22 protein-coding genes and 1 riboswitch are annotated in these 25,003 nt (G+C 41.6%); of the genes, 7 read left to right on the forward strand and 15 right to left on the reverse strand.

Features of this window, described 5'->3' with window-relative positions:
* The first annotated feature begins 22 nt into the window (after nt 1–22).
* From H9Y05_RS07250 to H9Y05_RS07260, 3 genes are all read left to right on the forward strand, one after another.
* Complete coding sequence (locus tag H9Y05_RS07250) at nt 23–1,087, forward strand: glycosyltransferase (RefSeq protein ID WP_163489678.1); 1,065 nt, start codon at nt 23–25, stop codon at nt 1,085–1,087.
* A gap of 113 nt (nt 1,088–1,200) precedes the next feature.
* Entirely contained in the window at nt 1,201–1,359 is a 159-nt protein-coding gene (locus H9Y05_RS07255; protein ID WP_163489679.1) for a hypothetical protein, read from the forward strand.
* 109 nt (nt 1,360–1,468) lie between these two features.
* Nucleotides 1,469–4,438 (forward strand): DUF7948 domain-containing protein, encoded by a 2,970-nt coding sequence (locus H9Y05_RS07260; RefSeq protein WP_216713915.1) that lies wholly within the window; start codon nt 1,469–1,471, stop codon nt 4,436–4,438.
* A 14-nt stretch (nt 4,439–4,452) separates the two neighbouring features.
* On the opposite strand, the gene H9Y05_RS07265 is transcribed toward H9Y05_RS07260, so the two are convergent.
* Genes H9Y05_RS07265 through rbfA form a run of 3 tightly spaced genes read right to left on the reverse strand, consistent with a single transcriptional unit; the run spans nt 4,453 to nt 6,559 of the window.
* A complete protein-coding gene (locus tag H9Y05_RS07265; RefSeq protein ID WP_163489680.1) occupies nt 4,453–4,968 on the reverse strand; it encodes an acyl-CoA thioesterase in 516 nt (171 codons plus the stop codon).
* 33 nt (nt 4,969–5,001) lie between these two features.
* Nucleotides 5,002–6,219, reverse strand: a complete 1,218-nt coding sequence (locus H9Y05_RS07270; RefSeq protein WP_317170290.1) for an FtsX-like permease family protein — start codon at nt 6,217–6,219, stop codon at nt 5,002–5,004.
* Between the two features lie 4 nt (nt 6,220–6,223).
* Entirely contained in the window at nt 6,224–6,559 is a 336-nt protein-coding gene (rbfA, locus tag H9Y05_RS07275) for a 30S ribosome-binding factor RbfA (protein ID WP_216713917.1), read from the reverse strand.
* An 87-nt stretch (nt 6,560–6,646) separates the two neighbouring features.
* Between rbfA and H9Y05_RS07280 the strand changes: the two genes are divergently transcribed.
* Together H9Y05_RS07280 and H9Y05_RS07285 are read left to right on the forward strand one after the other, a co-directional pair.
* Nucleotides 6,647–7,219 (forward strand): DUF2480 family protein, encoded by a 573-nt coding sequence (locus H9Y05_RS07280; RefSeq protein ID WP_163489683.1) that lies wholly within the window; start codon nt 6,647–6,649, stop codon nt 7,217–7,219.
* Between the two features lie 5 nt (nt 7,220–7,224).
* Entirely contained in the window at nt 7,225–8,094 is an 870-nt protein-coding gene (locus H9Y05_RS07285) for an ion transporter (RefSeq protein WP_163489684.1), read from the forward strand.
* A 72-nt stretch (nt 8,095–8,166) separates the two neighbouring features.
* On the opposite strand, the gene H9Y05_RS07290 is transcribed toward H9Y05_RS07285, so the two are convergent.
* From H9Y05_RS07290 to H9Y05_RS07325, 8 genes are all read right to left on the reverse strand, one after another.
* Nucleotides 8,167–8,526: a four helix bundle protein gene (locus H9Y05_RS07290; RefSeq protein ID WP_216713918.1), complete on the reverse strand. Its 360-nt coding sequence runs from the start codon at nt 8,524–8,526 to the stop codon at nt 8,167–8,169.
* Between the two features lie 106 nt (nt 8,527–8,632).
* Nucleotides 8,633–9,760: a 2-iminoacetate synthase ThiH gene (gene thiH / locus H9Y05_RS07295; RefSeq protein WP_216713919.1), complete on the reverse strand. Its 1,128-nt coding sequence runs from the start codon at nt 9,758–9,760 to the stop codon at nt 8,633–8,635.
* 5 nt (nt 9,761–9,765) lie between these two features.
* Complete coding sequence (locus tag H9Y05_RS07300) at nt 9,766–10,536, reverse strand: thiazole synthase (RefSeq protein ID WP_163489686.1); 771 nt, start codon at nt 10,534–10,536, stop codon at nt 9,766–9,768.
* 7 nt (nt 10,537–10,543) lie between these two features.
* On the reverse strand, nt 10,544–11,152 hold the full coding sequence (locus H9Y05_RS07305) for a thiamine phosphate synthase (RefSeq protein WP_216713920.1): 609 nt from the start codon (nt 11,150–11,152) through the stop codon (nt 10,544–10,546).
* Nucleotides 11,107–11,718 (reverse strand): thiamine phosphate synthase, encoded by a 612-nt coding sequence (locus H9Y05_RS07310; protein WP_216713921.1) that lies wholly within the window; start codon nt 11,716–11,718, stop codon nt 11,107–11,109. Before H9Y05_RS07310 ends, H9Y05_RS07305 begins: the two co-directional genes overlap by 46 nt.
* 68 nt (nt 11,719–11,786) lie before the next feature.
* Nucleotides 11,787–13,604, reverse strand: coding sequence for a phosphomethylpyrimidine synthase ThiC (thiC, locus tag H9Y05_RS07315; RefSeq protein WP_163489689.1), 1,818 nt, complete (start codon nt 13,602–13,604; stop codon nt 11,787–11,789).
* A gap of 79 nt (nt 13,605–13,683) precedes the next feature.
* Nucleotides 13,684–13,890 carry a sulfur carrier protein ThiS gene (thiS, locus tag H9Y05_RS07320; protein WP_216713922.1) on the reverse strand — a complete coding sequence of 69 codons (207 nt, stop codon included), beginning with the start codon at nt 13,888–13,890 and terminating at the stop codon, nt 13,684–13,686.
* A 58-nt stretch (nt 13,891–13,948) separates the two neighbouring features.
* Nucleotides 13,949–14,046: riboswitch (TPP riboswitch) on the reverse strand.
* 26 nt (nt 14,047–14,072) lie between these two features.
* Nucleotides 14,073–15,542: a DUF2079 domain-containing protein gene (locus H9Y05_RS07325; RefSeq protein WP_216713923.1), complete on the reverse strand. Its 1,470-nt coding sequence runs from the start codon at nt 15,540–15,542 to the stop codon at nt 14,073–14,075.
* Between the two features lie 143 nt (nt 15,543–15,685).
* Between H9Y05_RS07325 and H9Y05_RS07330 the strand changes: the two genes are divergently transcribed.
* Nucleotides 15,686–16,636: a hypothetical protein gene (locus tag H9Y05_RS07330; protein WP_163489692.1), complete on the forward strand. Its 951-nt coding sequence runs from the start codon at nt 15,686–15,688 to the stop codon at nt 16,634–16,636.
* 37 nt (nt 16,637–16,673) lie between these two features.
* On the opposite strand, the gene serS is transcribed toward H9Y05_RS07330, so the two are convergent.
* From serS to H9Y05_RS07350, 4 genes are all read right to left on the reverse strand, one after another.
* A complete protein-coding gene (gene serS / locus H9Y05_RS07335) occupies nt 16,674–17,945 on the reverse strand; it encodes a serine--tRNA ligase (RefSeq protein ID WP_216713924.1) in 1,272 nt (423 codons plus the stop codon).
* Between the two features lie 119 nt (nt 17,946–18,064).
* Nucleotides 18,065–18,274: a hypothetical protein gene (locus tag H9Y05_RS07340; RefSeq protein ID WP_163489658.1), complete on the reverse strand. Its 210-nt coding sequence runs from the start codon at nt 18,272–18,274 to the stop codon at nt 18,065–18,067.
* Between the two features lie 89 nt (nt 18,275–18,363).
* Nucleotides 18,364–21,258 (reverse strand): TonB-dependent receptor domain-containing protein, encoded by a 2,895-nt coding sequence (locus tag H9Y05_RS07345; RefSeq protein ID WP_216713925.1) that lies wholly within the window; start codon nt 21,256–21,258, stop codon nt 18,364–18,366.
* 115 nt (nt 21,259–21,373) lie between these two features.
* Complete coding sequence (locus tag H9Y05_RS07350) at nt 21,374–22,660, reverse strand: hypothetical protein (RefSeq protein ID WP_216713926.1); 1,287 nt, start codon at nt 22,658–22,660, stop codon at nt 21,374–21,376.
* A 228-nt stretch (nt 22,661–22,888) separates the two neighbouring features.
* On the opposite strand from H9Y05_RS07350, the gene H9Y05_RS07355 reads away from it, so the two are divergent.
* On the forward strand, nt 22,889–25,003 hold the full coding sequence (locus H9Y05_RS07355) for a Na/Pi cotransporter family protein (protein ID WP_216713927.1): 2,115 nt from the start codon (nt 22,889–22,891) through the stop codon (nt 25,001–25,003).

Below are 25,003 nucleotides of genomic sequence, written 5' to 3' on the forward strand. Positions count from 1 at the left end.
TTGTTTTATATTTGTCCTTTGTATGCAGAAGCGAGTTGCCATATTGGAAATCGGAGGAAGTCACGATGAGTGTATTCTCTCTCAATTGATTGGATTGAAAGCCGCCAATTGCTGGATTGTTTTTTGCGGTACGCGTGAAATGCTGAAAAAAAACAGTCAGTTTGAGTACTATATTGATGCGTTCCATGAAGTGAAATTACCCCGTTCCACATTCGGGGATTTTTTTGAGATGGTCCGGTTGAATAAATGGTTTTCAGCCAATGCGATTGATATCGTGATTGCCAATACGGCACAGGGAGGACACATCCGCAACTTGTGTCTCACAGCACGACCAAAAGTGAAGTTCTTCGGGATTATCCACACCATCAAAATGTTGAACGGAAGCTTTACACAATCGCTGATTTCCCGGAAAATCAACCAGTATTTTGTATTGAATGATACACTCAAAAAACGCGTTAAAGAAAAGCCGGGCATACAGATTCATTCATTTTATCCGTTGAGTTATCCGCATTTTGACCAACAGGAAGCGAAGTCAGCGGGAGAATTTCGGGTAGCAATCATCGGGGGAGTGGAGAACAGACGCAAAGACCTGGCTGGTTTTTTAGCCATGGCTCAGACAACTCCGAAGCATGTTCAGTTTTATTTCCTGGGCAAAAGCAATCCCGGATCGGATGAGGTGAAGGTGTTTGAACAACGATTAGAAGAGCTGCAGTTAACCGATCGGGTGCAGTTGTTTCACGAGTTTGTATCGGAAGAATCATTTGATGCCTGTCTTCAACAAACAGATGCCATTTTTCCGTTGGTTCATCCCGGAACACCGAGTGCTGATGAATACTTTTCACGACAGATTTCAGGAGCAATCAATATCGCATTTTCGTACAAGATTCCAATGATGATCCACGAGCATTATCAGGATTGGGAAGACTTTCAGTCGGGAGTTGCCTTTTATAATTTAACCAATTTTCCGGGACAATTTTCTACTTTTTTATCAGATCACCAGGAATTGAAACAGCAGCTTGTGTCCAATCCGAAATTTTCTTCTGAAATTCAAAATCAACAGTTTGCAAGGGTCGTGTTGCAAGGCTGAGAAATTTAAAATCAGTATAAATTAATGGCATTTCCAAGAAAGTAGTGAAATTCTTTGCCGGATCGGATTATTTATATACTTTTACGGCAATTATTACTCAAAATAACACGAACATGAGCGTTTTTGGTATTGTATTGTTTTTGATTTTCGGAGGGATGGCATTTTGGTTGCTGTTATTCACATTGGGATTCATCGTTCCGCTTTGGATTACATTAGGAATCAGAGAAAAATTGCGTCCGAAACGAATTTTTGAAGACAACGACGAAGAATAATCTTCTGAGACAAAGATATAGTGAAGCCTGATTAGTACTAATCGGGCTTTTTTTGTGGAGAATAAATTGTAATTTCGTCTCCCATATAAAAAACAATAAATAGCGATTCATGATACATACTTATGTAAAGCAAACAATCATTCCTCTAACTCTTTTAATAATCATAATGATTGCTAATGATGTGTTTGGCTCTCCTATTATTGAACCTCAGAAATTATATACGAAGCAAGTATCAAATTTTGAAGAAAATAAAGGGCAGATAACAGGCGTAGATGCAGACAGAGTCAAATTTAGTTTCAATACAGAAAATCTGATGGTATTTTTACTTGATAATAGTATCGTATACCAATTTCGAAATGATCAGAAATATGATTCGCAGAAAAAACAGAAAAAAGAAGACGAATATTTAGGGCTATATGACTATGATCAGGAGTATTTGACTGAAACGTATCGAATGGATTTAGAGTTAGTGGGAGCTAATCCTAATGTATCTATTAGCGCAGAAGGGAAAAGTCATGACTACACTAACTATTACAATCGTGGTGTCATGAAGGTTCACAATTTCACAAAAGTTGTGTATAAAAATATTTATCCGCATATAGATTGGGTAATATATTCCTCTAATAACAAAATAAAGTATGACTTTATAGTACATCCGGGGGGGAATTTGAAAGACATTCAGTTTAAAACCAAATGGGTAGAAAAAATAGAGATCGATGAAATTGGGAATCTGATTCTGAGCAACAGATTAGGATCCATTATAGAAGAAAAACCAATTAGCTTTCAAGGATCAAATACGATAGCAACCAAGTTCATTTATATAAATGATGTAATTTCCTTTGGTGTGGCTGCTTATGATACACAACAATGTTTGACAATAGACCCTCTGGTAGACCATTGGGGGACTTATTATGGAGGTTCAGGAAATGAGTACGGAGGTACTTGTGTGGTCGATCACGAATCAAATGTTTACCTTGGAGGGAATACAATGTCAGTTACGAATATCTCTTCCGGTGGCTATCAGCAGTCATTGGGAGGAAATATAGATGCTTTTTTAGTTAAATTCAATTCAAATGGACAGCGATTATGGGCCACCTATTATGGAGGTGAGGGAAATGATACGGCGAGCTCATCCGTCATTGATCAGTTTAATAATGTATATATTGTTGGATCAACAAGTTCTACAAGTGGTATTGCAACAAGTGGGAGTCATCAATTGTCTTTTGGGGGGCAATTAGATTGTTTTTTAGCGGTATTTAACTCCGAAGGGGAGCGACTTTTGGGAACTTATTATGGAGGTAGCGGAGAAGACCGTGGATTAAGTTGTCGTTTGGATGGATCAGGAAATATCTATATAGCTGGATATACGATGTCGTTATCGGGTATTGCAAGCGGAGGTCACCAGAATAATCACATGGGAGGAGGTTATGATGCTTTTTTGGTTAAACTAAATTCTAGTGGAACAAGAATTTGGAGTACTTATTATGGAAATGTTGGAGGAGATTATGGATTCACATGTGATATTGATTCAAATGATGATATCTATTTGGCAGGAATGTCTTCGTCAGATAATATGGCAACATCAGGAAGTCACCAAAGTATAAGGATGGGGAATTCAGAAGGATTTCTGGTGAAATTTAATGCAAATGGTGTGCGCCAATGGGCCACCTATTATGGGGGAACAGGAACAGAACAAATCTATGGAAGTTTTATTGATCAATCAGACAATATATATATATCCGGAAATTCTGGCTCTTCGCAAAATATTTCTACTTCAGGATCCTATCAAGAGGTATTTGCAGATGGATTCAGAGATGCCTTTTTAGCAAAGTTTAATAGTGATGGTGTACGTCAATGGGGAACGTATTATGGAGGAACGGAATTAGATATGGGGACTTCTTGTACGGTTGATGTGTTCGGGAATGTCTATTTGACCGGTTATACAGCATCAACGCAGGGGATCGCATCATCGAATGCTTATGTTCAAACATCTGCAGGAAATACGGATTGCTTCTTGGCTAAATTTACATCAGATGGACAACGATTATGGGGTACCTACTATGGTGGGCCAGAAGGGGAGGATGCACGTTATTGTGAGGTAGATGATTTTGGACGTATTTTTATAGCAGGATATACTTCTTCAGAGTTGAATATTGCTTATTCAGGACACCAGAATACCTATGGAGGAGGTAGCAATGATGCCTTTTTAGTAAGATTGGAGGACTGTAATACAATTTCATATCTTACAGAGATAGCTTGTGAAAATTATTATTGGCCATTATCAGGATTGAATTATACAGAATCCGGAACCTATATGCATACAATTCCTAACATTGCCGGATGCGATTCTACTATTATTTTGAAACTAATCATTAAACATCCTTCATTCACAGAAGTTACAATTACAGAGTGTGATAGTTACTTATGGTCTGTAAGTGGTGAATCGTATACAAATTCTGGAATTTACACGGATACAATTGATGTTGGCGGATGTGATTCAATCGTAACACTAAATTTGACATTAGTCAATTCATCCTCATCAACTATTATTGAATCAGGATGTGATAGTTACTTATGGGAGCAAAATAATCAAACATACACTTTTTCAGGAATTTATACAGATACCATCGAAAATATGTTTGGATGTGATTCAATTATCTTTTTAGATTTGACTGTTAACTTGAGTGAGGAAATTGTAATTAACCAATACGCCTTGGATAGTTTTACTCTGAATGGACAAACGTATACACAATCGGGGACATATACACAATTACTGACGACTTCTGAAGGGTGTGACAGCACCATTGTATTGAACTTAACAATTGGTTATGTTGGTATGGATAATTTAATAGGAAATTCTATTTCTGTTTTTCCAATTCCGGTATCAGACTACCTTTTCGTTAAAAGTAGTTCAGAAATGCTTATAGAACAATATCAATTAATAGATATAAATGGAAGAATTATTCTTTCTGGGTTATTACAAGACTCTGAACAAATAATAGATACGAAGTCAATTACTCCAGGGTTTTATATCTTAATGATTAATGATATGGGGGGAATTCGAATAATAAAACAATAAAGAAGAGATTCCCTTTACTCTTCCGTAAACAAACGCTTCAGATTAACGGCATCCTTCGGTTTCATTTTTCCTGCAAGGATCAGACTAAGTTCTTTTCTTCGCAATGCACCCTCAAACCGGTGTTTTTCTTCTTCTGTTTCAGGAACCAATTCAGGAACCTGGATCGGACCGCCATTTTGATCCACGGCAACAAATGTGTAAATCGCCTCGTTGCTTTTGATACGTTTTCCGGTCACGTGATCTTCCACAAACACATCGACAAATACTTCCATCGAAGAGGAGAATGCTCTTGACACTTTGGCTTCCAATGTGACGATGGATGCATGCTGGATGGGTTGATTGAACGAAACATTGTTCACCGATGCCGTTACGACCACCCGACGACAATGACGGTGTGCGGAAACGCTTGCAATCACGTCCATCCACGCCAGTAACTGACCCCCGAATAGATTTCCAAGGGTATTGGTGTCGTTGGGCAGAACAATTTTTGTAGTGACAGACAGGGTTTCTTTTGCGGTACGTGCTTTCATCGGTTGGGAATTTGGTGCAAAAATAGTGATTCTTTAAACGATTGCGTTTCGTTTTAACAACATTTTTACAGGGAAATAACTTGCAAGAAAACTGAGTGAACTTACCAGGAACAAGATTAGCAATCCGTCTTTGACAGTAAGCATGATGGGAAATACTTCTCCGAATGAATTGGGCATTTCCAGTAATCCGAATTGCAGTTGAAGAAAACAGATCCCATAGCCCAGGATGAGTCCGAATATAATTCCTTTTGCAGCAATCAGTAATCCTTCATAGAAAAATATGCGGAAAATAAGTTGACCGTCTGCTCCCATACTTTTGAGAATGTGAATGTCTTCTTTTTTCTCGACAAACAACATGGTCAACGAAGCAACGAGGTTGAACGAAGCGAGAATGAAAATAAAGACCAGGATCACAATCACAATCAATCGCTCGGTTTTACTGGTTTGGAAGATGAGTTCATTTTTTTCGTCGTTGGTTTTTACCGTAAACTGGTTGCCCAATTGTTCTTGAATCGTCGTTTTGATCGCATGTTTCTTAGACGGGTCTGTCACATCGAGGTAGATTGCACTCAACTCATTTTCAGCATAACCCAACAATTCCCGTGATAGTTCAATCGGAACCACCATTGATTCTGCATTTACTTCGCGGTTGAAGTTCATTCTTCCGACAATCGGTACAATACGTGTTTGAAACGGATTTTTCCCCACACTCATTTTCATGTCCCGCTTGGGGCCGTATATCATAACGGATTCTCTGCCGAATGCCTGAGGAATGTACCCGCCCAATTTATCCAACAGGGACGCTCCGATGATACCTACGGGTTCCTGATTTTCATAAAGAGCCGGGAATCCGTCCACCATGTGCGCAGACATCCGGGACATCATCAAAAACGTGGAATCTACACCAAAAAGAGTGGCGTTTGCCCATTTGTCTTCGTGTTTGATCACAACGATTTCTTCTGTGGCTTTGGTGTATTGCTTCACTCCAGTTGTGGACCGTAACTGTTGAAAGTTGATCTCGTTCTCAAAAAAAGTCTTGGTTTGAGAAGAACGTATAGTAATCGGTGCGTCAAAGTCCGAATACAATTTTTCAATCATCTTTTCAATCCCGTTGAAAGCGGATAGCAAGATGACAAGAGATGCTGTGATAATGGTAATTCCAACAACGGAAATCCGCGTAATGATGTTGATTACGTTTTTCTTCCGTTTGGAAGACAGGTACCTTCTTGCTATGTAAAAAGATACGTTGATAACCTTATTTTTTCAACAGATCTTCGATCTTCATTGCATAATCCAGGGAATCATCAATGAAGTATGCAAATTCGGGAATTTTACGCATGTTTTTCAGGCGTTTTCCCAATTCTCCGCGAATCGTACCGGAATGCAACTGGATATTTGCCAGAACATCTTTTTTATCGGGACCGGCAAAAATGCTCAGGTAACAACGTGCCAATGATAAATCCGAAGTGATGCGTACCTGTGTTACGGAAACCATCGCCCCCAGACAAACTTCTCGTGCATTGCGTTGGAAAAATGTCGATAATTCTTCCTGAATTACCCCTTCAATTTTATTTTGTCGAATTGATGCCATGGTGCAAAGGTACAATTTGTTCCTTACATTAATGCATCTATTTCCCGAATAGAAAACCCGGTCAGTGAAATAAAATATCCGGCCGGTTTGTTCGATTTCATTACAGGAAGTTGTAATTTTGTTATTCAAGCAGTAGAGAATACGATGGAAGAAATAGTCAATAAAGTAAAAAACAGCGGGCTTCTTCAGAAAGATCTGGCGGCGTATAAACCGCGCATGCCGTTTTACGAAATTGATATCGCTGAGCAGCTGTGGCAGGGATTAATCCTCAAAGAAAAGGATTACAGGGCATGGTTGAAAGAGCACGATTGGTCAATGTATGACAACGGCGCTGTCTGGATTCATTGTAGCTCGGAAGCGATTGTTCCGGCGTGGGCATTCATGTTGATCGTCTCCAAACTCACTGAGAGAGGAATTCCTTCAATTGTCGGGAGCAAGCAGGAGTTAGAAAAAATGCTCATTAAAAAAGCAATCGAGCAGGAGGATCTGAGTCAATACCAGGATGCAATGATGATTGTGAAAGGCTGCTCTGACATCCATTCGATTGAATTTGCAATGTCAGAATTTGTTGCTCATTTTCAAAAAGCTGCCAAATCGATCATGTTTGGCGAACCGTGTTCAACCGTTCCGGTGTTTAAACGCAGTAAAAAGGCAGAATAAACCACATGTCTAAGGAGACAACTAAATTACAGAAAGAAGAAGCACGGGAAGCGTTCAAGAAGAAGGTGTATTCTATCATGTTCGAAACATCTACTCCCCAGGGAAAGAAGTTTGACCTGTTGCTATTGGCAATGATCGTTTTCTCGCTGTTTATTCTGATCATTGAGAGTCTTCCGAGTCTTTCACCGACAACCCGGTTGGTTTTTTACATCCTTGAGTGGATTTTATCGATCATTTTTGTAGGCGAATACCTGTTGCGGATTTATGTTTCTCCCAAACCGATGCAATATGTGCTGAGCGCATGGGGAATCATTGACTTACTGTCCATTCTTCCGGTATTGCTGCTGGCATTTACCGATTCTGTTATTTACTTCCGGATTATCCGGATTCTGCGCCTGATTCGTATTTTTCGCATTTTCAGGATCAATCAATTCACCCGGGAAGCTTACTCATTGTACAATTCACTCATCGCCAGTGTTTATAAGATTGCGGTGTTTATGTTTTTTGTGGTGATGCTTGCAATCATTATGGGTGGACTGATGTTCATGGTAGAAGGAAAAGAAAGTGGCTTCGATTCCATTCCGGAGAGCATTTATTGGGCGATTGTAACCATCACAACGGTTGGTTTCGGCGATATAACGCCGCTTACGGATGCAGGAAAAGCGCTGGCATCCGTCATGATGCTGCTCGGTTATGCGATCATTGCCGTTCCGACAGGGATTGTTTCGGTGGAAATGTTCAAGCAACGGGAACTTGAAAGTAAGCAGGGAAAGCAAAAATGTCCTCAGTGTGACGCGGAAAATAGCTCAAAAGCAGTTTATTGTAATCAGTGTGGGAATAAGTTGGTTAGTGGAGAGTTGAAAGTGAAGAGTTGAAAATTGAGAGTGATTTTAGGTGAGAATAGACAGTGAGAAAGTTGGGATGTAATAGTATTACGATGTACATCGTTAAATACGACCTAATTTTTGTTTGGTTGTTTTCACAATTGATGCAAGTATTTTTACTAATTCTTCTGCTTCCTGATATAACGAAGAAAATTTTTCTTCAGAAAGGTAATCGGTTTCTTTTAGTAAGATAAGCCAGTAGAGCGTTTCATTCGCTTCCTTGAGAGAGATGTTCATTTTGTTTAAGAAGTCTGCTTTTGATTGTGCATGTTCTGCCTCTCTGACCAATGCCCCGATAGCTGTACCACTTCTCAATAGTTGTTTTGAAAGTACAAACTCTTTGTATTCTTTCGTAATCTGTTGATACAATCTAATTATTGATACAGCAAAAGAGAGACTTTTATCCGAAATACCATTTTTCATGATATAACAACACTACTAAAATCTACTTAAAAAAAACAATTAAATATTTGATTTTCAGAAACAAAACAACTGACTTTTTAATTTTTAACTCCTCACTAACCCCCTTTCAAATAGTAACCCCACAATACGCCCGGTCCCAATCTTTCCACACAGGTTCGTATCCCCGTTCCGAGATAATTTTGGCAATTTCAACAGCCGGACGTTCGTCACTTACCTCGAATTGCTCCAATGATTCCGGTTCTGTTGAATATCCTCCCGGATTTGTCTTTGACCCGGCACTCATCGTTGTTACACCCAGTGGAATCACATTGTCTCTGAATGTTTCATTTTCACGTGTTGAAAGCGAAATTTCCAGGTCTTCATTCCAGATGCGATAGGCACAGATCAGTTGCAGTAAATCCCGGTCTTCCATAATGAAATTCGGTTCAATGATTCCTTCTGCGGGTCGCAGCCGCGGAAATGAAACTGAATATTTACTTTGCCAGTAGGTGCGTTGCAGGTAATCGATGTGCAGGGCGTTGAAAAAACTATCCGTGCGCCAATCTTCCAATCCCAGTAAAACCCCTAATCCCATTTTGTGAATCCCAGCTTTCCCGATGCGATCCGGAGTGTTGAGGCGAAAATCAAAATTCGACTTCTTTCCTTTCGGATGGTATGCTTTGTATACATCACGGTGATACGTTTCCTGGTAGACAAGAACAGAATAAACACCAGCGTCGTGTAATTGATTGTATTCTTCCTCCGAAAGCGGTTGTACCTCAATTGAAATATTGGAAAAATGTGCTTTGATTTGTTGAATGGACTTAATAAAGTAATGCATGTTCACTGTGTGATTCGCTTCTCCGGTCACCAGTAGAATGTGATCAAATCCTTCTTTTTTGATCACGGTAATTTCCTGTTCAATTTCAACCGGATTCAATGTTTTCCGGGGAATTTTGTTGTCCAGGCTAAAACCGCAATATGTACAGATATTGTTGCACTCATTGCTGAGGTACATCGGAGCGTACATCTGGATGGTTTTTCCGAAGCGTTTCTTGGTTAGTGCATGGCTCATCTGTGCCATCTGCTCCAGGTACGGAGCTGCGGCTGGGGAAATAAGTGTGGCGAAATCGTCTATGTTGCGTTTCCGTTTTGCCAATGCCCGTTCAACATCTGCAGCCGTCGACCGATAGATGCGGTTCTGTACCTCGTCCCAGTTGTAGGTGTCAAATAACTGTTGAAACGTTGTTTGCATACCAATTAATCGTTTAAGAAGGAAGTCAACGGACTGGAAGCGGATGCACCTGCAACAGTAGGAGCCAATTGTGCTTCGTATGCTTTTCTCCCGGCAATGACTGCCAGTTTGAAAGCCTCTGCCATTTCCCGCGGGTTTCCGGCAACAGCAATTGCTGTGTTGACCAAAACAGCGTCCGCACCCATTTCCATTGCTTTTGCTGCGTCTGAAGGAGCTCCGATTCCCGCATCGACAATCACCGGAACTTTGCTTTGCTCAATGATAATTTCCAGGAAATCAACTGTTTTTAATCCTTTGTTGCTACCAATCGGTGAACCCAACGGCATGACAGCTGCTGTTCCGACATCCTCCAATCGTTTGCACAAAACAGGGTCAGCGTGAATGTAGGGTAGTACAACAAATCCAGCTTTTGCCAGTTCTTCTGTCGCTTTCAGTGTTTCAATCGGGTCGGGGAGTAAGTATTTCGGGTCGGGATGGATTTCGAGCTTGACCCAGTTTGTTCCCAATGCTTCACGCGCTAACTCGGCAGCAAATACGGCTTCTTTTGCATTACGTGCTCCGGAGGTATTAGGTAGCAGGTGAATAAAATCATGCCCTAAATGCGCCAGTAAGTCATCGGTATCTGTTGTCAGGTCTACGCGTTTGAGCGCAACGGTTACCAATTCACTTCCGGAAGCTAAGACCGCTTCTTCCATTTGGTAGGAAGAACCGAATTTTCCTGTTCCCAGAAACAGGCGCGATTTGAATGTTTTGTCTGCAAATTTGAATGTATTCATCTCTTTTTTATTGTGGTAAAAGATCTTTTACCTGTATGTTCGTATGTGTTAATAATCCTGAAACGGCAATTCCGTAAACTCCGGTTTCGAGGATGAAGGGTATGTCTTCCGAACGGATTCCTCCGATGGCATAGATTTTTGCTTGTTTTTCTGCAACCTGCAACTGTTTGGAAATGGATGTATATCCTTCCAGTCCCAGAACAGGACTCAGGTTGTCTTTTGTTGAGGTAAACCGGAACGGACCCAATCCGATGTAATCACATTGCTCGTCGATGCGTTGCAATACATCCTGAAAAGTATTTGCTGTCCCCCCGATGATTTTATGTTCTCCCAGTATTTTTCTTGCTTCAGCAATACGGGTATCATCCAATCCGAGGTGAATGCCGTCTGCATCAATTGTTTTTGCCCATTCCACGTAATCATTGATGATGAACGTTGCTCCATGTCGCTTGCACAATTCTTTTACGCGCATCGCGACGGGCATGAATTCCTTTTCGGATACATTTTTCCACCGCAGTTGAATCCATTTGCAACCGTTTTCCAGCGCGTGCTGAATGTTCTTCAGTTGCTCTACGGATGTGTTTCCCTGAGATATGTATTGTAGTTTGTTCTGCATTCGCTATAATTTTTTATCGGATGACCGCTCTTCCAGATTGCTCCCAGTAAAGCAATAGCATCAAAGCCATTTTCCATAACGGGTTGTATATTTTCTTGCATAATTCCTCCTACTGCCACCAATCGTGTGTGGAAATTGGTTCGTTTATATACTTCTTTCATCAAATCCAGATCGGAACGATATCCTTCTTTCGAAATACTCGGGAAAACAGGACTCAGAAATGCATAACTGAATTGCTCCGAAAGTTGGTTAAATGCCTCGATGGAATGAATGGAGGTCGACAAAATAAACGGTGAACAGGTCTCCCACTTGGTTGTTTCCATCCGTTTTGTCTCAGGAAAATGCAAGCGATTGATTCCGTATGCCTGTGCCAATTCATGGAATTGGTGTAACACTAATCGATCCCGGTATTTGCTGTTGATTTGTTGAATCAAAGAACGATATCCTTCTTCCGTATAATCCGGTTTCCGAAGATGAAACAATTCCAATCCTTCATCAAACAAGTGGTTGATGATATCCGTTTCGTTAGCGACGAAAACAGGGCTGGAAATGATGATGGGAGTCATGCTGTGATCACTATTTATGGAAATCCTCCCCCTTTAGAGGGGGATCAAGGGGGGAGGACTGCCAAAAGTTACAAATAAAGCTGTTTTCCTTTCTCGATGAATTCTTCTGATTTTTCCAACATTCCTTGTTCTGCCGTATCGCGAATTTCCTGTGTGATTTTCATCGAGCAGAATTTCGGTCCGCACATGGAGCAGAAATGCGCAACTTTTGCACCGTCGGCAGGAAGTGTTTCATCGTGGAATTCCCGCGCCGTATCCGGGTCAAGAGATAAATTGAACTGGTCTTCCCAACGGAATTCAAAACGTGCTTTACTCAATACATTATCGCGGTATTGTGCTCCCGGATGCCCTTTTGCCAGGTCAGCGGCATGTGCTGCCAGCTTGTAGGTAATTACTCCGTCTTTTACGTCTTTTTTGTTCGGTAATCCCAGGTGTTCTTTCGGAGTTACATAACAGAGCATGGCGCAACCGAACCAACCGATCATAGCCGCTCCGATTGCAGATGTGATGTGGTCATAACCCGGAGCGATGTCTGTTGTCAATGGTCCAAGTGTGTAGAAAGGAGCTTCGTGGCATTCTTTCAGCTGCTTGTCCATATTTTCCTTGATCATGTGCATCGGCACGTGTCCCGGACCTTCGATCATAACCTGCACATCGTGTTTCCAGGCAATTTTTGTCAATTCTCCCAACGTTTCCAATTCAGCAAATTGAGCAGCATCATTGGCATCGGCAATTGCTCCCGGACGTAAACCGTCTCCCAGTGAGAAAGCAACGTCGTATTTCTTCATGATTTCACAAATCTCTTCGAAATGGGTGTACAGGAAATTTTCTTTGTGGTGAAACAAGCACCATTTTGCCATGATGGAACCTCCGCGGGATACAATTCCCGTAACACGGTTGGCTGTGAGGTGAATGTAGCGCAATAAAACACCGGCGTGAATAGTAAAATAAGAAACTCCTTGCTCAGCTTGTTCGATGAGCGTGTCGCGGAAAATTTCCCATGTAAGGTCTTCAGCCACTCCTTTTACTTTTTCCAATGCCTGGTATATCGGAACGGTACCGATCGGAACCGGAGAATTGCGGATGATCCACTCGCGCGTCTCATGAATGTTTTTCCCCGTTGACAAGTCCATGATCGTATCTGCTCCCCAACGGCATGCCCACACTGCTTTTTCTACCTCTTCCTCAATGCTTGAAGTAACGGCACTGTTTCCGATATTCGCATTAATTTTTACCAAAAAGTTGCGCCCGATGATCATCGGTTCGCTTTCCGGGTGGTTGATGTTATTCGGAATGATTGCGCGACCGGCTGCAATCTCGTCACGGACAAACTCCGGTGTAATTTTGTTTTTTGGTGTATTGGCACCGAAACTGTTTCCCTGGTGTTGGAAATCCATGCCTTTTGTTGCTTCATTTAATTGTTCGATGCGTTGATTTTCGCGGATGGCAATGTATTCCATTTCAGGAGTAATCATTCCTTGCTTCGCATAGTACAATTGTGTTACATTGGCTCCTTCTTTTGCACGTTTCGGTTTATGGTTGTACTGAAATCGCAGGTGATCCAGTTTTTCATCATTCAGACGCTGCTGCCCGTACTCGGAGGTAATTGTATCGAGGACTTCCACGTCTCCTCTGTCCAGAATCCATTGTTCACGCAAACGCGGAAGTCCTTTTCGCACATCAATTTGAATGTTTTCATCGGTATACGCACCAGAGGTATCGTACACGGTGATCGGAGGGTTTTCTTCGATTCCTCCTTTACTTAATTTTGTCGGGTGAAGTGTAATTTCCCGCATGGCCACCTTGATCGGGTGAAGTGTTCCGTCCAAATATACTTTCTTTGAATTTGGAAAGGGTGTTGTTGAAATTTCCTGATGAGTACTCATATCTTATGATTTTATGATTTTTTTGACGTTATGACTTTTTGATAGTATGACATCGTGACTGTTTTGATTTTACACATGATTATCCTCCTTGCGTTGCGGTGATAATTAACACAGTGGCATTTTCTGTGAGCAATGTGCTTGTCCAGTTTGATTTCGGAACAATGGAGTCATCAATGGCAACTGCAATTCCGTTTTGACGTTGTGGAAATTCCAAATCCAGCAATTCCTGAACGGAAAGTGTCAGTTGGTCGTACTTTTTTTCCTGGTTGTTGACGATTAATTTCATTCCTGTTGTTGTTTTAATTTACTTTAGGAATGACATGTGAAAAGGTATAGAACATACCTGTGTGTCGTTCACTTTTCCCTACGTCGGTATGAGCCGAATCAGGTTCAAAGGGTAAACTCTCAGCCTGTTTCCAAACAGACACCCCTAAAGTTGAAACAAATATACGAAAATTTATAAACGTGCTACTGACCGGATTTTTTCTTGAGCAAAATGAAGTTTTCATTCTGAACAATTACCTCCCATTCAGGCGAATGTGTAAGCCGATCTATTTCTGCATCAAATTGTTCCTGATTCAATGGGTATGTTCCTTCTTTAGGTGAAAGAAGGATATATGCTGCATCCTTGACAATCGGGAATTGATAGATTGTCGGTCGCAGGGCTAAGTGTGGTACAAAGCAGGCATGTGCGCTCACAACGGCATCAGCAGGAATTTCTGTGATCAATTGATATGCTTCCCCGATAGGAAACTCCCGTTTGTAATGGTTGGCTTGATACACCCGAATCCGGGATTTTTCAGAATAGATGATGGATCGATCCATTGACCGGACGGAGCAGACAAACGCAAGGAAAATGCTGGCGAGCGCTGCAATTACCCGAACTTTTTTCCGTTTCCATGCAGCGATGGTTTCAAAAGTACCGATCGCAAAAATGGGTGCGAACTCAATGGAATATTGATAATTGATACTCCACATCACCGGATTGTCGTGGTATAATTTCTGACCGATAATCGGCAGTAACATGAGCAGGTAAACAGGTCTGAACAAACACAAAAAACCGGAAAGGATTAGGAAGATCCACAGTTCAGTTTTCACATAATTAAATTCGGGAGATGTCGTATGGTTAACGAAGAGTAAACGCAGACTTTCAATCGGATGACTAACAATATACCTGAGTGCCTCTCCGGCATTTGTCCCCAGCTTACTGTAATGAAAGTGCGGGTATTTTCCGGCATTCGACAAAGCAGGCATTACGTAGCCGGTGATGACAACAAAGTAGATGGCGGAAAACAGAATGACTCCGATCAGAAAATAACGCAACCGGATGTCTTTGTAGTACCGGATCAACAATCCGATGCCGATAAAAATCATCCACAGTGGTAAATTTTCTTTTCCGATAAGAATCGCCAGTGTAAGTATAGCGGCACGTATTAGTTGACGTTTGTCCACTGCCAAAAACAGCCATGGAACAAGCATCGATGCGACAACATTACTGTGATAATCAAATGAAAGTGCGGAATAGATCCCAAAAAACACCAGGAAATAAGCGAGGGCATAATTCTTCAGCCCGGAATCAGGGAACCGGTGTTCAACCAACCGGTAAATTCCTATCGCCCCGATGAGGATGAAGACAATCTGAACAATCAGTAGGGTATACGTCCCGAATACATAAATCAACGGAGAAAAGAGAGGGAGGTATAAATCAAAATGATCGGCAAGAATGTTTTCAGGCATTTCTTTAAATACAGAGCTGTCATTCCATGAAAAATGAGCGTAGTCATACAAGGCATTGGTATACAATCCAAGATCCAGTGCATAGGTCCGGAAACAGTAATGATTAACAAGAGAAATCAGTGCGAACATCAATGCAGCTGCCGGAAGTGCCATCCACAAAAAAGGTGCTTTTCTGATATGTGTCTTTACCTGTTGAATCATCCGGGGTCCATGTGTTATGTTATTTCTTGCGGTGTAAAAGTAAGGTTAAATTTCATATGCTATTCCCGAAGAAGTGCTTTATAATGAGAAAGGATACAAAGCCGGCGATTGGAAATTAAAAAAACTGATGTATATTCAACCTCATGAAACAGGTCTATTTTATACTCTTGCTACTGATTTTAACAGCGTGCTCCGGCGGGTTGAACAATCATAATAAAGGGAATGATCACCAGAATCTGGAACCAAATGTCTTGAATCTATCGGCCATGTACAGCGACGGAGAAAAGATCATCTCGTTTCCGGTATGGTTCAATGATTCCATTATCAAACGGAGAGGCATTCGGGCGATTGAGCGCACGTTTTACTATGAAACAGCCGATTCTACTGAGGATGGAGCTGCAGTTACACCGGATAAGAAAATTACTTACTCATTCACAAAAGACGGATTGTTGCAAACCATGCAGATAGGAAATTATTATGACAACCGGTTAATCAGTACCATCCTGATCAGTTATTCTGACCACCAGGAGGTAACAGGATTTGCGAAGGTTAAACTCAATGAGGAAATTCGAAAAGAAGACTTTGCATATTACGAGTTTAAGCAATTGCAACGAACTAAAAGCCTGGTAAGTTTTGAGAGCACGGCTTCTTCCAGAAAATTATTTGTTGTTCCAAACTCCAAAAACTGGAAGTCACTGACCATCGATACATTATGCCGACCGGGTAAAGATGATATCATTGCCTGGGGATCGATGCGGCATCCTGAAAAAATATACAGTGTGCAGAACCTGGTTGAAGAAAGCAATGTGCGGGAGTTTACGTATGTTGAAGGAGTACTCAAACACATTGACTGGACCGATGACCCGTTTAAAATTCACCGGACATTCCGGTTTGATAAAGAGGGTATTTGCACCGGATTTGTTGACTCGACCTTTAGTATGGGGGATTTTGTTGCTTCCTCCAATTACGATTTTGAACTCAAGAACGGTTTACCTGTCAACGTAGTAAAAGAGGTAAAACGGGGCGAAATCGAACGGGTAATATTCAAAGAAACATTTGAATACATCTATGATGCGAAAAAAGCCGGAGATTAAACCGGCTTTTCTATCAGATTTTGTTGTTTCTTTATTTTTAATTGATTTTCGCGAAACCTGTAAATGACTGTAATACTTCCGGAATCACAATGCCGTCTGCTGTTTGGTGATTTTCCATCAACGATGCCATGATTCGCGGCAATGCCAATGCGGATCCGTTCAAGGTATGCGCCAGCTGCGTTTTCTTATCTGCCGTTTTGAAGCGCAATTTCAACCGGTTGGCCTGGAATGTATCAAAACGGGATACAGAAGATACTTCCAACCATTTTTGCTGCGCCGCAGAATACACTTCAAAATCATAGGTCATTGCAGCTGCGAAACCTGTATCACCTCCACAGAGACGTAAAATACGGAACTGCAACCCTAATTTTTCCAGCAATCCCTTGACATGTTCCATCATTTCTTCCAACGCTTTTGCTGTATTGGAAGGATGCTCAATGCGTACAATTTCTACTTTGTCAAATTGATGCAGGCGGTTCAACCCTCGTACATCTTTACCGTATGAACCTGCCTCACGACGGAAGCATGGTGTATACCCGGTCATTTTGATTGAAAAATCCTCCGACGGAAGGATCACATCCCGATAAATGTTTGTCAACGGCACTTCGGCAGTCGGAATCATGTACAAACCGTCTTCCGGAATGTGGTACATTTGTCCTTCTTTGTCTGGCAGCTGACCTGTTCCGTAACCGGATGCTTCGTTAACAACGTGCGGTGCGATGTATTCTGTATACCCTGCTTTTTCAGCCTCAGATAAGAAGAAATTGATCAGTGCCCGTTGTAATTTCGCTCCTTTTCCTTTGTAGAACGGAAATCCTGCTCCGGTTACCTTTACACCCAATTCGAAATCAATCAGGTCGTATTTTTTAGCAAGATCCCAGTGAGGAAGAGCTTCAAAATCATACACAGGCGTTGTCCCCGCTTCAAAAACCGTTTCGTTGTCCAACTCATTTTTTCCTGCTTTTACCAATTCATTCGGTACATTCGGCAGTTGGTACATCAGTTGCAGAATATCTTTATCCAGTTGATCAACAGTTGCCTTTAGTGCTGCTTCACGATTTTTCAGTTCGGCAACAGCTGTTTTAGCGGCTTCGGCTTCTTCTTTTTTTCCGTCTTTCATTAAAAGCCCGATGTTTTTCGCATGCGTATTCATTTCCGAAAGAATCGAATCCAGGTCTGCTTTCCCTTTTCTCCACTGCTCATCTTTTTCCAATAATTCATTGATGATCGGTTCAGCATTGAAATGTCTTTTTTTCAGTCCTTCAATAATCGCTTCTTTCTCTGTACGAATACGTGTAATTTCCAACATGATGCTTTAATTTTTGAGGAGCAAAATTAAGTATATAAAATGAAAAAGAGCACTGCGAATCAAAAGAATTAACTTTTTATGATCACAGTGCTCAATGTTTGTTAAACTCTAAAATCAGCTTATCTTTTTTCTAATGCTAATTTTTTGCTGTCAAATGCTTTTTTAATGATTACAGGGTAAGTTGCTCCAAATTCGACAATACACCACTCTCTAAACTTTTTCACTTCCTCAGCATCTGTAATCCATTTCAGAGCCTTGTATAACTCCTTTTGAAATAAAAACGCATCAAAACTTACCTTTTTAAGGACTTTTTTTGTGAGTTCCAACATAGCTTTTCTAGTTTTTCAAGTTTGTTACACGTCTAAATTAGATAACTTTTTTGAGCTTTCCTATATTAAAATTGTTAAAAAACCTTCAATTAAAAGTTATATCCGACTTTCAATGAAGTAGTTGTTCCCAATGTTAAACGAGAAAAGTACTGATCCTGCGCGTTATAAGATTTGAAGACTTCTTCTTTTTTATCGTTCAGCAGGTTGGAAATCTTCAATCCGACACTCCAGTTGTTATTTTTACCGAATTTTTTGTTGGCATTGAAATTCAGACTGTGGAACGGAACGGTATATACATCCGGCCGGTCGACCATTCCTACATAGATCAATGTAGATCCCTGTACGTTGTAGAATACCCCGACTTCAAATCCTTTCCAGAAACCGTTTTCACCGCCATTATAAGAAAATCCTGCATTGACAACGTATGGAGCCTGACCGGCCATTTTTCTGTAATTCTTGATTGTTTCTCCCTCACGTGCATTGGCTACACGGCTTTGTTTTTCCGTTTCGCTGAACTGAATTCTGGACTCTGTTACTGTTACATTGGAGATAAAGGAAAAGTCTTTTACTTTTTCAGAAATAAATCCAAGTCCTAAACGGATTTCCAACTCTCCTCCCAATACTTGCCCGTCACCTACGTTTCGCGGCTGGAATGAACCTGCTTGTGAAGAATATTGAACAATCTCAATCGGGTTGAAGAACTTTTTGTAGAATGCGCTCACCGAGATGGTTTGATCAAGCGACGGGAAAATCTCCCATCTCAAATCAAAGTTGTGAATATCCGTACTCCTCAGGTTTCCGTCCCAATAAACAGTCCCTGTTCCGTTGTCTTCGTCTTTAAACAAACCTCCGATAAATGTTCTTCCCGTAAGCGGGTCAACGATTTCTGCATACGACATCTCCTTGAAGGAAGGGCGTGCAATGGTTTTGCCGTATGCAAAACGAATGTTTTGCTTCTCCGTTGCTGCAAATACAAGGTTGAGTGAAGGGAACAGTCCCAAATCATTCAGTACGATGTCATTGTTCAGGATGTTGTATCCCATCTGGTCTCTTCCGGTGTATCGCTGAACATAGTTTTCCGCTCTCAGTCCGATGACTGTTTTCAAGCGTTTAAACGGGCTGATTTGTGCTGAAACAAAACCGGATGTATTGTTCACATTTGATGTAAACTGGTTTGGATTGTTTGGAAGGAATGTCGGTTCAACGGTTGTTCCTTTGGAGATGTCACCGTTGTACGGCCATAAATTTTCAGGAGCAAATAATTCGTCCGGGTTTCCTGTTAAGTGGATGTTTCGAACGTTCACCATGAATGTTCGGATGTTGAAATCGCGCTCTTTGTACGTATGACCTCCTCCGAATTTCAATTCTCCTTTGCTTCCAAACGCATTGAACTTCCAGGTTGCATCTGCTTTTCCTGCCAGGTTGATCTCCTGTAATTCTCTCCAGATTCGTTCCGGGAATCCTGATTCCGTACCGATCGATACTCCTGCTGTTTGCGTTCTGTAGCGGGTGAAACGCACATCCGGGTCTTCAATGGTAGAATAGGTAGGGGACAATTTCCATTCTGTCTCCCATCGTGAATTTTTCCCGATTTCATGCTTTCCGATCAATTGCGCGTTTGTCATTCCTCTCTGACTGTATTCCAGGTTGTGCTGGTATGCTGAGAAAACCGATCCCTGGTCATTTCCTTCATAGTCGAAAATTCCTGATTTGGATTCTCCGTTTTGGAGGTGCAAAATGTTAAAGGTATATTTTGATTTCAATGTCTTGATTCCCACACCTGCCATTGCGCTTAACATAACATTGTTGACCCCGAAAGAACCTTTCTGGAATTCCCGCATGTTCATTTCGTAAACAGATGAATTGGCACTCAAACCATACCGTCCGTATTCCGCATCTTTGAAAAATTCGGTACTGTTGCTATACGACAACATGAAGTTGTATCCCACCGCACTTTTAGCCAGTTTTTTCTGATCTCCGAATGAAAATCCAAGTCCGAAATCCATCATACTCATTTGTTGAATGGCTCCCATGTTCGCATTGAACTTACTCAACACTTCTTTGTAACGTGTTGCGTCCGGTCCGTCCGGATTTCCGATGATTTTCGCATAGAACGGGATATTGTTTTCTGCCGGAATGGTGCGCAATCCGTCATCGAATCCTAAAAAGTCTGTTTTTCCCCTGCTTTGAGTCAGGTAGTTTTTATTAAAGTGATAGTTAGGGTTGTATCCCATGCTGATGGAAACATTTCCCTGTTTGTTGTCCGGGAAGTTTTTCAGTGAAATATCGATCACACCACCGGCAAAATCTGCAGGAAGATCTGCAATGAATGATTTGTTGACAATCATATTTTCAATGATACTTGTCGGGAAGATATCCATTTGCAGGGTGTTTTTATCCGGATCCAGCCCGGGAATGTCCATCCCGTTCAATACGGTTTTATTGTACCGGTCACCAATTCCGCGGATGAAGACGTATTTCCCGTTGGAAACAGAAACTCCGGGAACACGTGTCATTGCTCCTGCAGCATCAGAATCTCCTATTTTCCTGAAACTCGCAGCTGAAATTCCGTCAATGGCATTTGGAGCTTTTTGTTTAAGAACCAAAACAGCTACATCCGTATCCACTCTTCTTGTCGCACTGATTGTTACCTCTTCTACCTGTGTTACTGCTTCCCCCATTTTAATGACCGGTAACACGCTTACTTCCCCGCTTTTTACTTCTACATCTCCCATTTTCAATGTATCGTACAGAAAGGAACTGAAAATCAGTTCATGTTTTCCCGGATTAAGTGCCAATTCGTACTTTCCGTCCAGGTCGGATACGCAACCGGTAGAGGTACCGGAAACAATGATACGTACTCCTGAAGCGGCTTCACCGGATGCCGCTTCGATAACAGATCCCCGGATTGTACCATTTTGAGAAAATGCTGCAGTAGTGGCAGTGAGGATGAAAGATACCGAAAGAATAAAATTAAATTTCATAACTGTTTTGTTCACGATGTTTCAAAAGAAAATTCCTTAAAACGACCTAAACTCGCAGCGTTTACTGCGAGTCCGGGTCTGTTTTTTTAGTTATATAATACGATGTCGGTTAACATTAGAAGTTTAATTGACCTGCGACAGAAGCCCAAGACCATCCGGAGAAAGCAGATGTAGTTGCACCTACTGTATTTGCTCCCTGGCTTACGCTTGTAGCGTGTGCATCTGTTCCGTTCAGGAAGATTGCGCTTAATGCAACTCCGGAAGCAGGAGTGATTTGCAGGTTTTCAAATACTAAATCACCATTTGCAAAGTTTGTTTGTGTTGCTGTTCCTGACAAAGAAAGATCACCTTTTCCTGCAGTTGCCGGATCAGGGAATCCGAATGCGTAGATATTTTTGAATGTTCCTCTTGCTCCGTCTCTGAAATCACCGATTTCTGAATCAGCACTTCCTTTGATTGTACCGTTTTGTACGGTGTGGCCAGCCAAATAAGCTCCTTCAGGCCCGTCGATTTCCAACGCGTGATCTGTCGGGTTCGAACCAGGTACACAGATAACTACGAAATTATCCAACGTTCCTGACCAAGCCTGGTCTGTATCGATTGCGTCGTCACTTGCATTCCAAACAACCGCATTTTTTACGTTAACAGATCCACCGAACCACTCGATTCCGTCATCCTGATTACCGATTACTTCAATGTTTTCAATAACTGTTCCGTTACCAACACCACCAAGTGTCAACCCGTTGATTTCGTTTCCTTCTCCAATGTTTGCACCACCGTGACGGATAGAAATGTATTGAATGGTACCTGAGTTATCAGCCACGTTGTTTCCTCCGTACAATCCGTTCGGATCAGAAGCAGGAATTCCTTCGATTTGTGCTGTTTCAGCATCAGCAGAAATAGGAGCATATCCCAAAACGATTAAACCACCCCACAATCCGTTCATTGTCGGATCCAGGTTCGGGCTCGCGATTTGTCCCGGCTGAATTTCGTCAGCGATTGATGTAAATATAATTGGTTGAGTAGCTGTTCCTGAAGCATTCAATTTTGCTCCTCTTGCAATGATCAAAGCAGTAGCATTTGCTCCTGTACCAGCTTCACCTTTTACGATAACTCCCGGTTGAATTGTCAATGTTGCTCCGTTTGTAACAGCGATACGGCTTGTTAAAACATATACTTTTCCTGTTTCCCAGGTTGTGTTAGAAGTGATGTTAGAAGATACTTTGATTACATCCTCATCTTCTGATTGCGCGTACTGGCAAGAACCATCATCTTTTTTTGCTTTTTCATCATAGTTGGTTGCCGTAGCATCTGTACAACCTTCTTTTTTACATGATACAGCTGTCATAGTAAGTGCTGCACCTAATAACAACGTTCCGATTTTCATTTTTGTTGTTTTCATTTCTTTACATTTTTTGTTGATGCAAAGTTGGTGTAAGTCCATCGGAAAGGTGTTTTCTATAATTTATTTATAGGTAAAGTTTCTATTAACAAAAACGGTTTACTAAAGAGAAAATCCATCGCAAATCCCTTGTGTTTCCGGTGTTTTCCTGAAAGTTAATGTTAACTTAACATGTTTTCAAACAACGAAAAATCTTAGCTGTCTACTTTTGTTTCAAAATTCATGTGTATGTACTTGCAATTAAGGTTGAAATATCTGTTGGTATTGCTGCTGTTTCTGGCACAGCCTGTTGTATATGGATCTGTTGCGGAGAATCCCGGAAACAAGAAGGTCATTGAAGATGATTCTATCCGGAAAATCGTCAATATTACTGCTGTTTCGAAACCGGAAGGGTTAAAATTAAAATGGACGATCAACTACGATGTGTATGAATCTGCCAAGGCCCATGACTATACAATAGCGATCCGCTACATTCAAAAAGATGATTTAAAAAAAGACGCTCCCCGCTGGACAGTGATCAAAGCTGTTCCGCTGGAACGTACCGATTACAGAATTGAGCAGCTGGAGAAAAATGAAGATTATAGCTATTCCATCGGACTGAACACCGGAAAAGAGATCATGTGGTCGAAGGATTATCCTGCCCGGACGGAATTACCATGGGGAATATTTAAATTCATCGTCCTGATCGGTTCACTCGGACTGTTCATTTACGGAATGAAAGTGATGAGTGAAGGGTTGCAGCAAGTACTTGGATCCAGGTTGCGAAATCAGCTCGGGTCCATTGCATCCAATCAATTGAAAGGAGTGTTGGCCGGGTTCAGTATCTCTTCCATCATTCAGTCTTCCACCGTCACCGTTGTCATGGCGGCATCGTTTGTAAATGCCGGGATCCTTACACTGATTCAGTCTGCCGGAGTGATTATGGGAGCGAACATCGGTACAACGATGAAGGCGTGGTTTATTAATTTGCTGGCCTTTGAGATCGATCTTTCCAATTACGCGCTGTTTATTCTTGCATTTGTTGCCCCGTTATTATTTTTCGGAAAAAAACGCTGGAAACCATGGGTAAATTCCATTTTCGGATTCGTATTCCTGTTTATGGGATTGGGATTCATGGTTGAATGTATGCCTGAAGATATTGCTGAATTCCCGTTTATACAAACCCTGCTGGCGTATGGGGAAATCCCGGTGCTGGGTGTGTTGTTGTTTGTGTTGATCGGTGCGTTCATTACAGTACTTGTTCAGTCTTCTTCCGCGACAATGGTATTGACGATGGTGCTGGTCAACTGCGGTCTTTTACCGTTTGATGTCGCCGTTGCGATCATTCTGGGAGCAAACCTGGGAACAGTTGTTGCGGTTGAGATGGCGACTTCAACAGGCAATGTACATGCCAAGCGCTCTGCCCGGATTCATTCCCTGTTCAACGGAATTGGCTTTATCTGGGCTTTGTTGTTGTTACCGTTTATCATCCAGGGTATTCAATGGTTTATGCTGAATATTGGTTGGGGTGACCCGATCAATGCACCTGTGGAGCATGCAAATTCCGGCTTGGTGTTGTTTCATACCTTATTCAACCTGATCAATACGTTGTTGCTGATCGGCTTCATTCCGCAATTGGTAAAGTGGTCGGAAATGACGGTAAAATCAAAAGGAAAATCAGATGAGGTCTTCCACCTGGAGTTTATCGGAACAGGTATCCTGAGTACGGCCGATTTATCCATCCTGGAAGCGAAAAAAGAAATTGCCAAATTCGGAACACTTACACAACGAATGTCTAAGATGACGCGTTCGCTGCTCTATGAGAAAAATACCAACCAGATTGAGAAAATCCTGACGCGGATTGAAAAGTACGAAGACATTACCGACAAGATTGAAATCGAAGTAGTAAAATACCTCAATAAAATTGCCGAAGGAGATCTGACGGAACACACGGCTATGCGCATCCGGGGAATGAACAGTATGGTCAATGATTTGGAACGGATCGGTGATATTTTCTACCAGATGTCAAAAACCATTGAGCGAAAAACGGCAGAAAAGCTGTGGTTTACACCGGAACAACGCAACAACATTGCTACCATGTTCGATGCGGTGGACGAAGCGTTGATCATCATGTGTGAAAACCTGACGGCACACCACGAAAAAGTGAGCCTGGACAGTGCGATTGCCGCGGAACGAAAGATTGATGAAACCCGCAACAAATTACGCAAGGATTACCTCGAAAGTTTGTCCAATCAGGATCCGAATTTCAAAGCGGGAATGATTTATAATGATTTGTTCTCTTCGCTCGAAAAAGTCGGAGATCACATTATCAATGTCTCAGAAGCGATTGTAGGGAAGGTGTAG

It is taken from the genome of Taishania pollutisoli (genome assembly GCF_014518315.1).
Taxonomy (GTDB): Bacteria; Bacteroidota; Bacteroidia; order Flavobacteriales_D; family Crocinitomicaceae; genus Taishania; species Taishania pollutisoli.

Coding starts and splice junctions, on each gene's coding strand:
- serS (WP_216713924.1), bottom strand. CDS start 17,945: ATGTTGGAAATTACACGTATTCGTACAGAGAAAGAAGCGATTATTGAA.
- H9Y05_RS07285 (WP_163489684.1), top strand. CDS start 7,225: ATGTCTAAGGAGACAACTAAATTACAGAAAGAAGAAGCACGGGAAGCG.
- H9Y05_RS07300 (WP_163489686.1), bottom strand. CDS start 10,536: ATGAATACATTCAAATTTGCAGACAAAACATTCAAATCGCGCCTGTTT.
- H9Y05_RS07290 (WP_216713918.1), bottom strand. CDS start 8,526: ATGAAAAATGGTATTTCGGATAAAAGTCTCTCTTTTGCTGTATCAATA.
- thiC (WP_163489689.1), bottom strand. CDS start 13,604: ATGAGTACTCATCAGGAAATTTCAACAACACCCTTTCCAAATTCAAAG.
- H9Y05_RS07265 (WP_163489680.1), bottom strand. CDS start 4,968: ATGAAAGCACGTACCGCAAAAGAAACCCTGTCTGTCACTACAAAAATT.
- H9Y05_RS07250 (WP_163489678.1), top strand. CDS start 23: ATGCAGAAGCGAGTTGCCATATTGGAAATCGGAGGAAGTCACGATGAG.
- H9Y05_RS07260 (WP_216713915.1), top strand. CDS start 1,469: ATGATACATACTTATGTAAAGCAAACAATCATTCCTCTAACTCTTTTA.
- H9Y05_RS07340 (WP_163489658.1), bottom strand. CDS start 18,274: ATGTTGGAACTCACAAAAAAAGTCCTTAAAAAGGTAAGTTTTGATGCG.
- thiS (WP_216713922.1), bottom strand. CDS start 13,890: ATGAAATTAATCGTCAACAACCAGGAAAAAAAGTACGACCAACTGACA.
- H9Y05_RS07350 (WP_216713926.1), bottom strand. CDS start 22,660: ATGAAAACAACAAAAATGAAAATCGGAACGTTGTTATTAGGTGCAGCA.
- H9Y05_RS07255 (WP_163489679.1), top strand. CDS start 1,201: ATGAGCGTTTTTGGTATTGTATTGTTTTTGATTTTCGGAGGGATGGCA.
- H9Y05_RS07305 (WP_216713920.1), bottom strand. CDS start 11,152: ATGCAGAACAAACTACAATACATATCTCAGGGAAACACATCCGTAGAG.
- H9Y05_RS07330 (WP_163489692.1), top strand. CDS start 15,686: ATGAAACAGGTCTATTTTATACTCTTGCTACTGATTTTAACAGCGTGC.
- H9Y05_RS07345 (WP_216713925.1), bottom strand. CDS start 21,258: ATGAAATTTAATTTTATTCTTTCGGTATCTTTCATCCTCACTGCCACT.
- H9Y05_RS07310 (WP_216713921.1), bottom strand. CDS start 11,718: ATGACTCCCATCATCATTTCCAGCCCTGTTTTCGTCGCTAACGAAACG.
- H9Y05_RS07325 (WP_216713923.1), bottom strand. CDS start 15,542: ATGATTCAACAGGTAAAGACACATATCAGAAAAGCACCTTTTTTGTGG.
- rbfA (WP_216713917.1), bottom strand. CDS start 6,559: ATGGCATCAATTCGACAAAATAAAATTGAAGGGGTAATTCAGGAAGAA.
- thiH (WP_216713919.1), bottom strand. CDS start 9,760: ATGCAAACAACGTTTCAACAGTTATTTGACACCTACAACTGGGACGAG.
- H9Y05_RS07355 (WP_216713927.1), top strand. CDS start 22,889: ATGTACTTGCAATTAAGGTTGAAATATCTGTTGGTATTGCTGCTGTTT.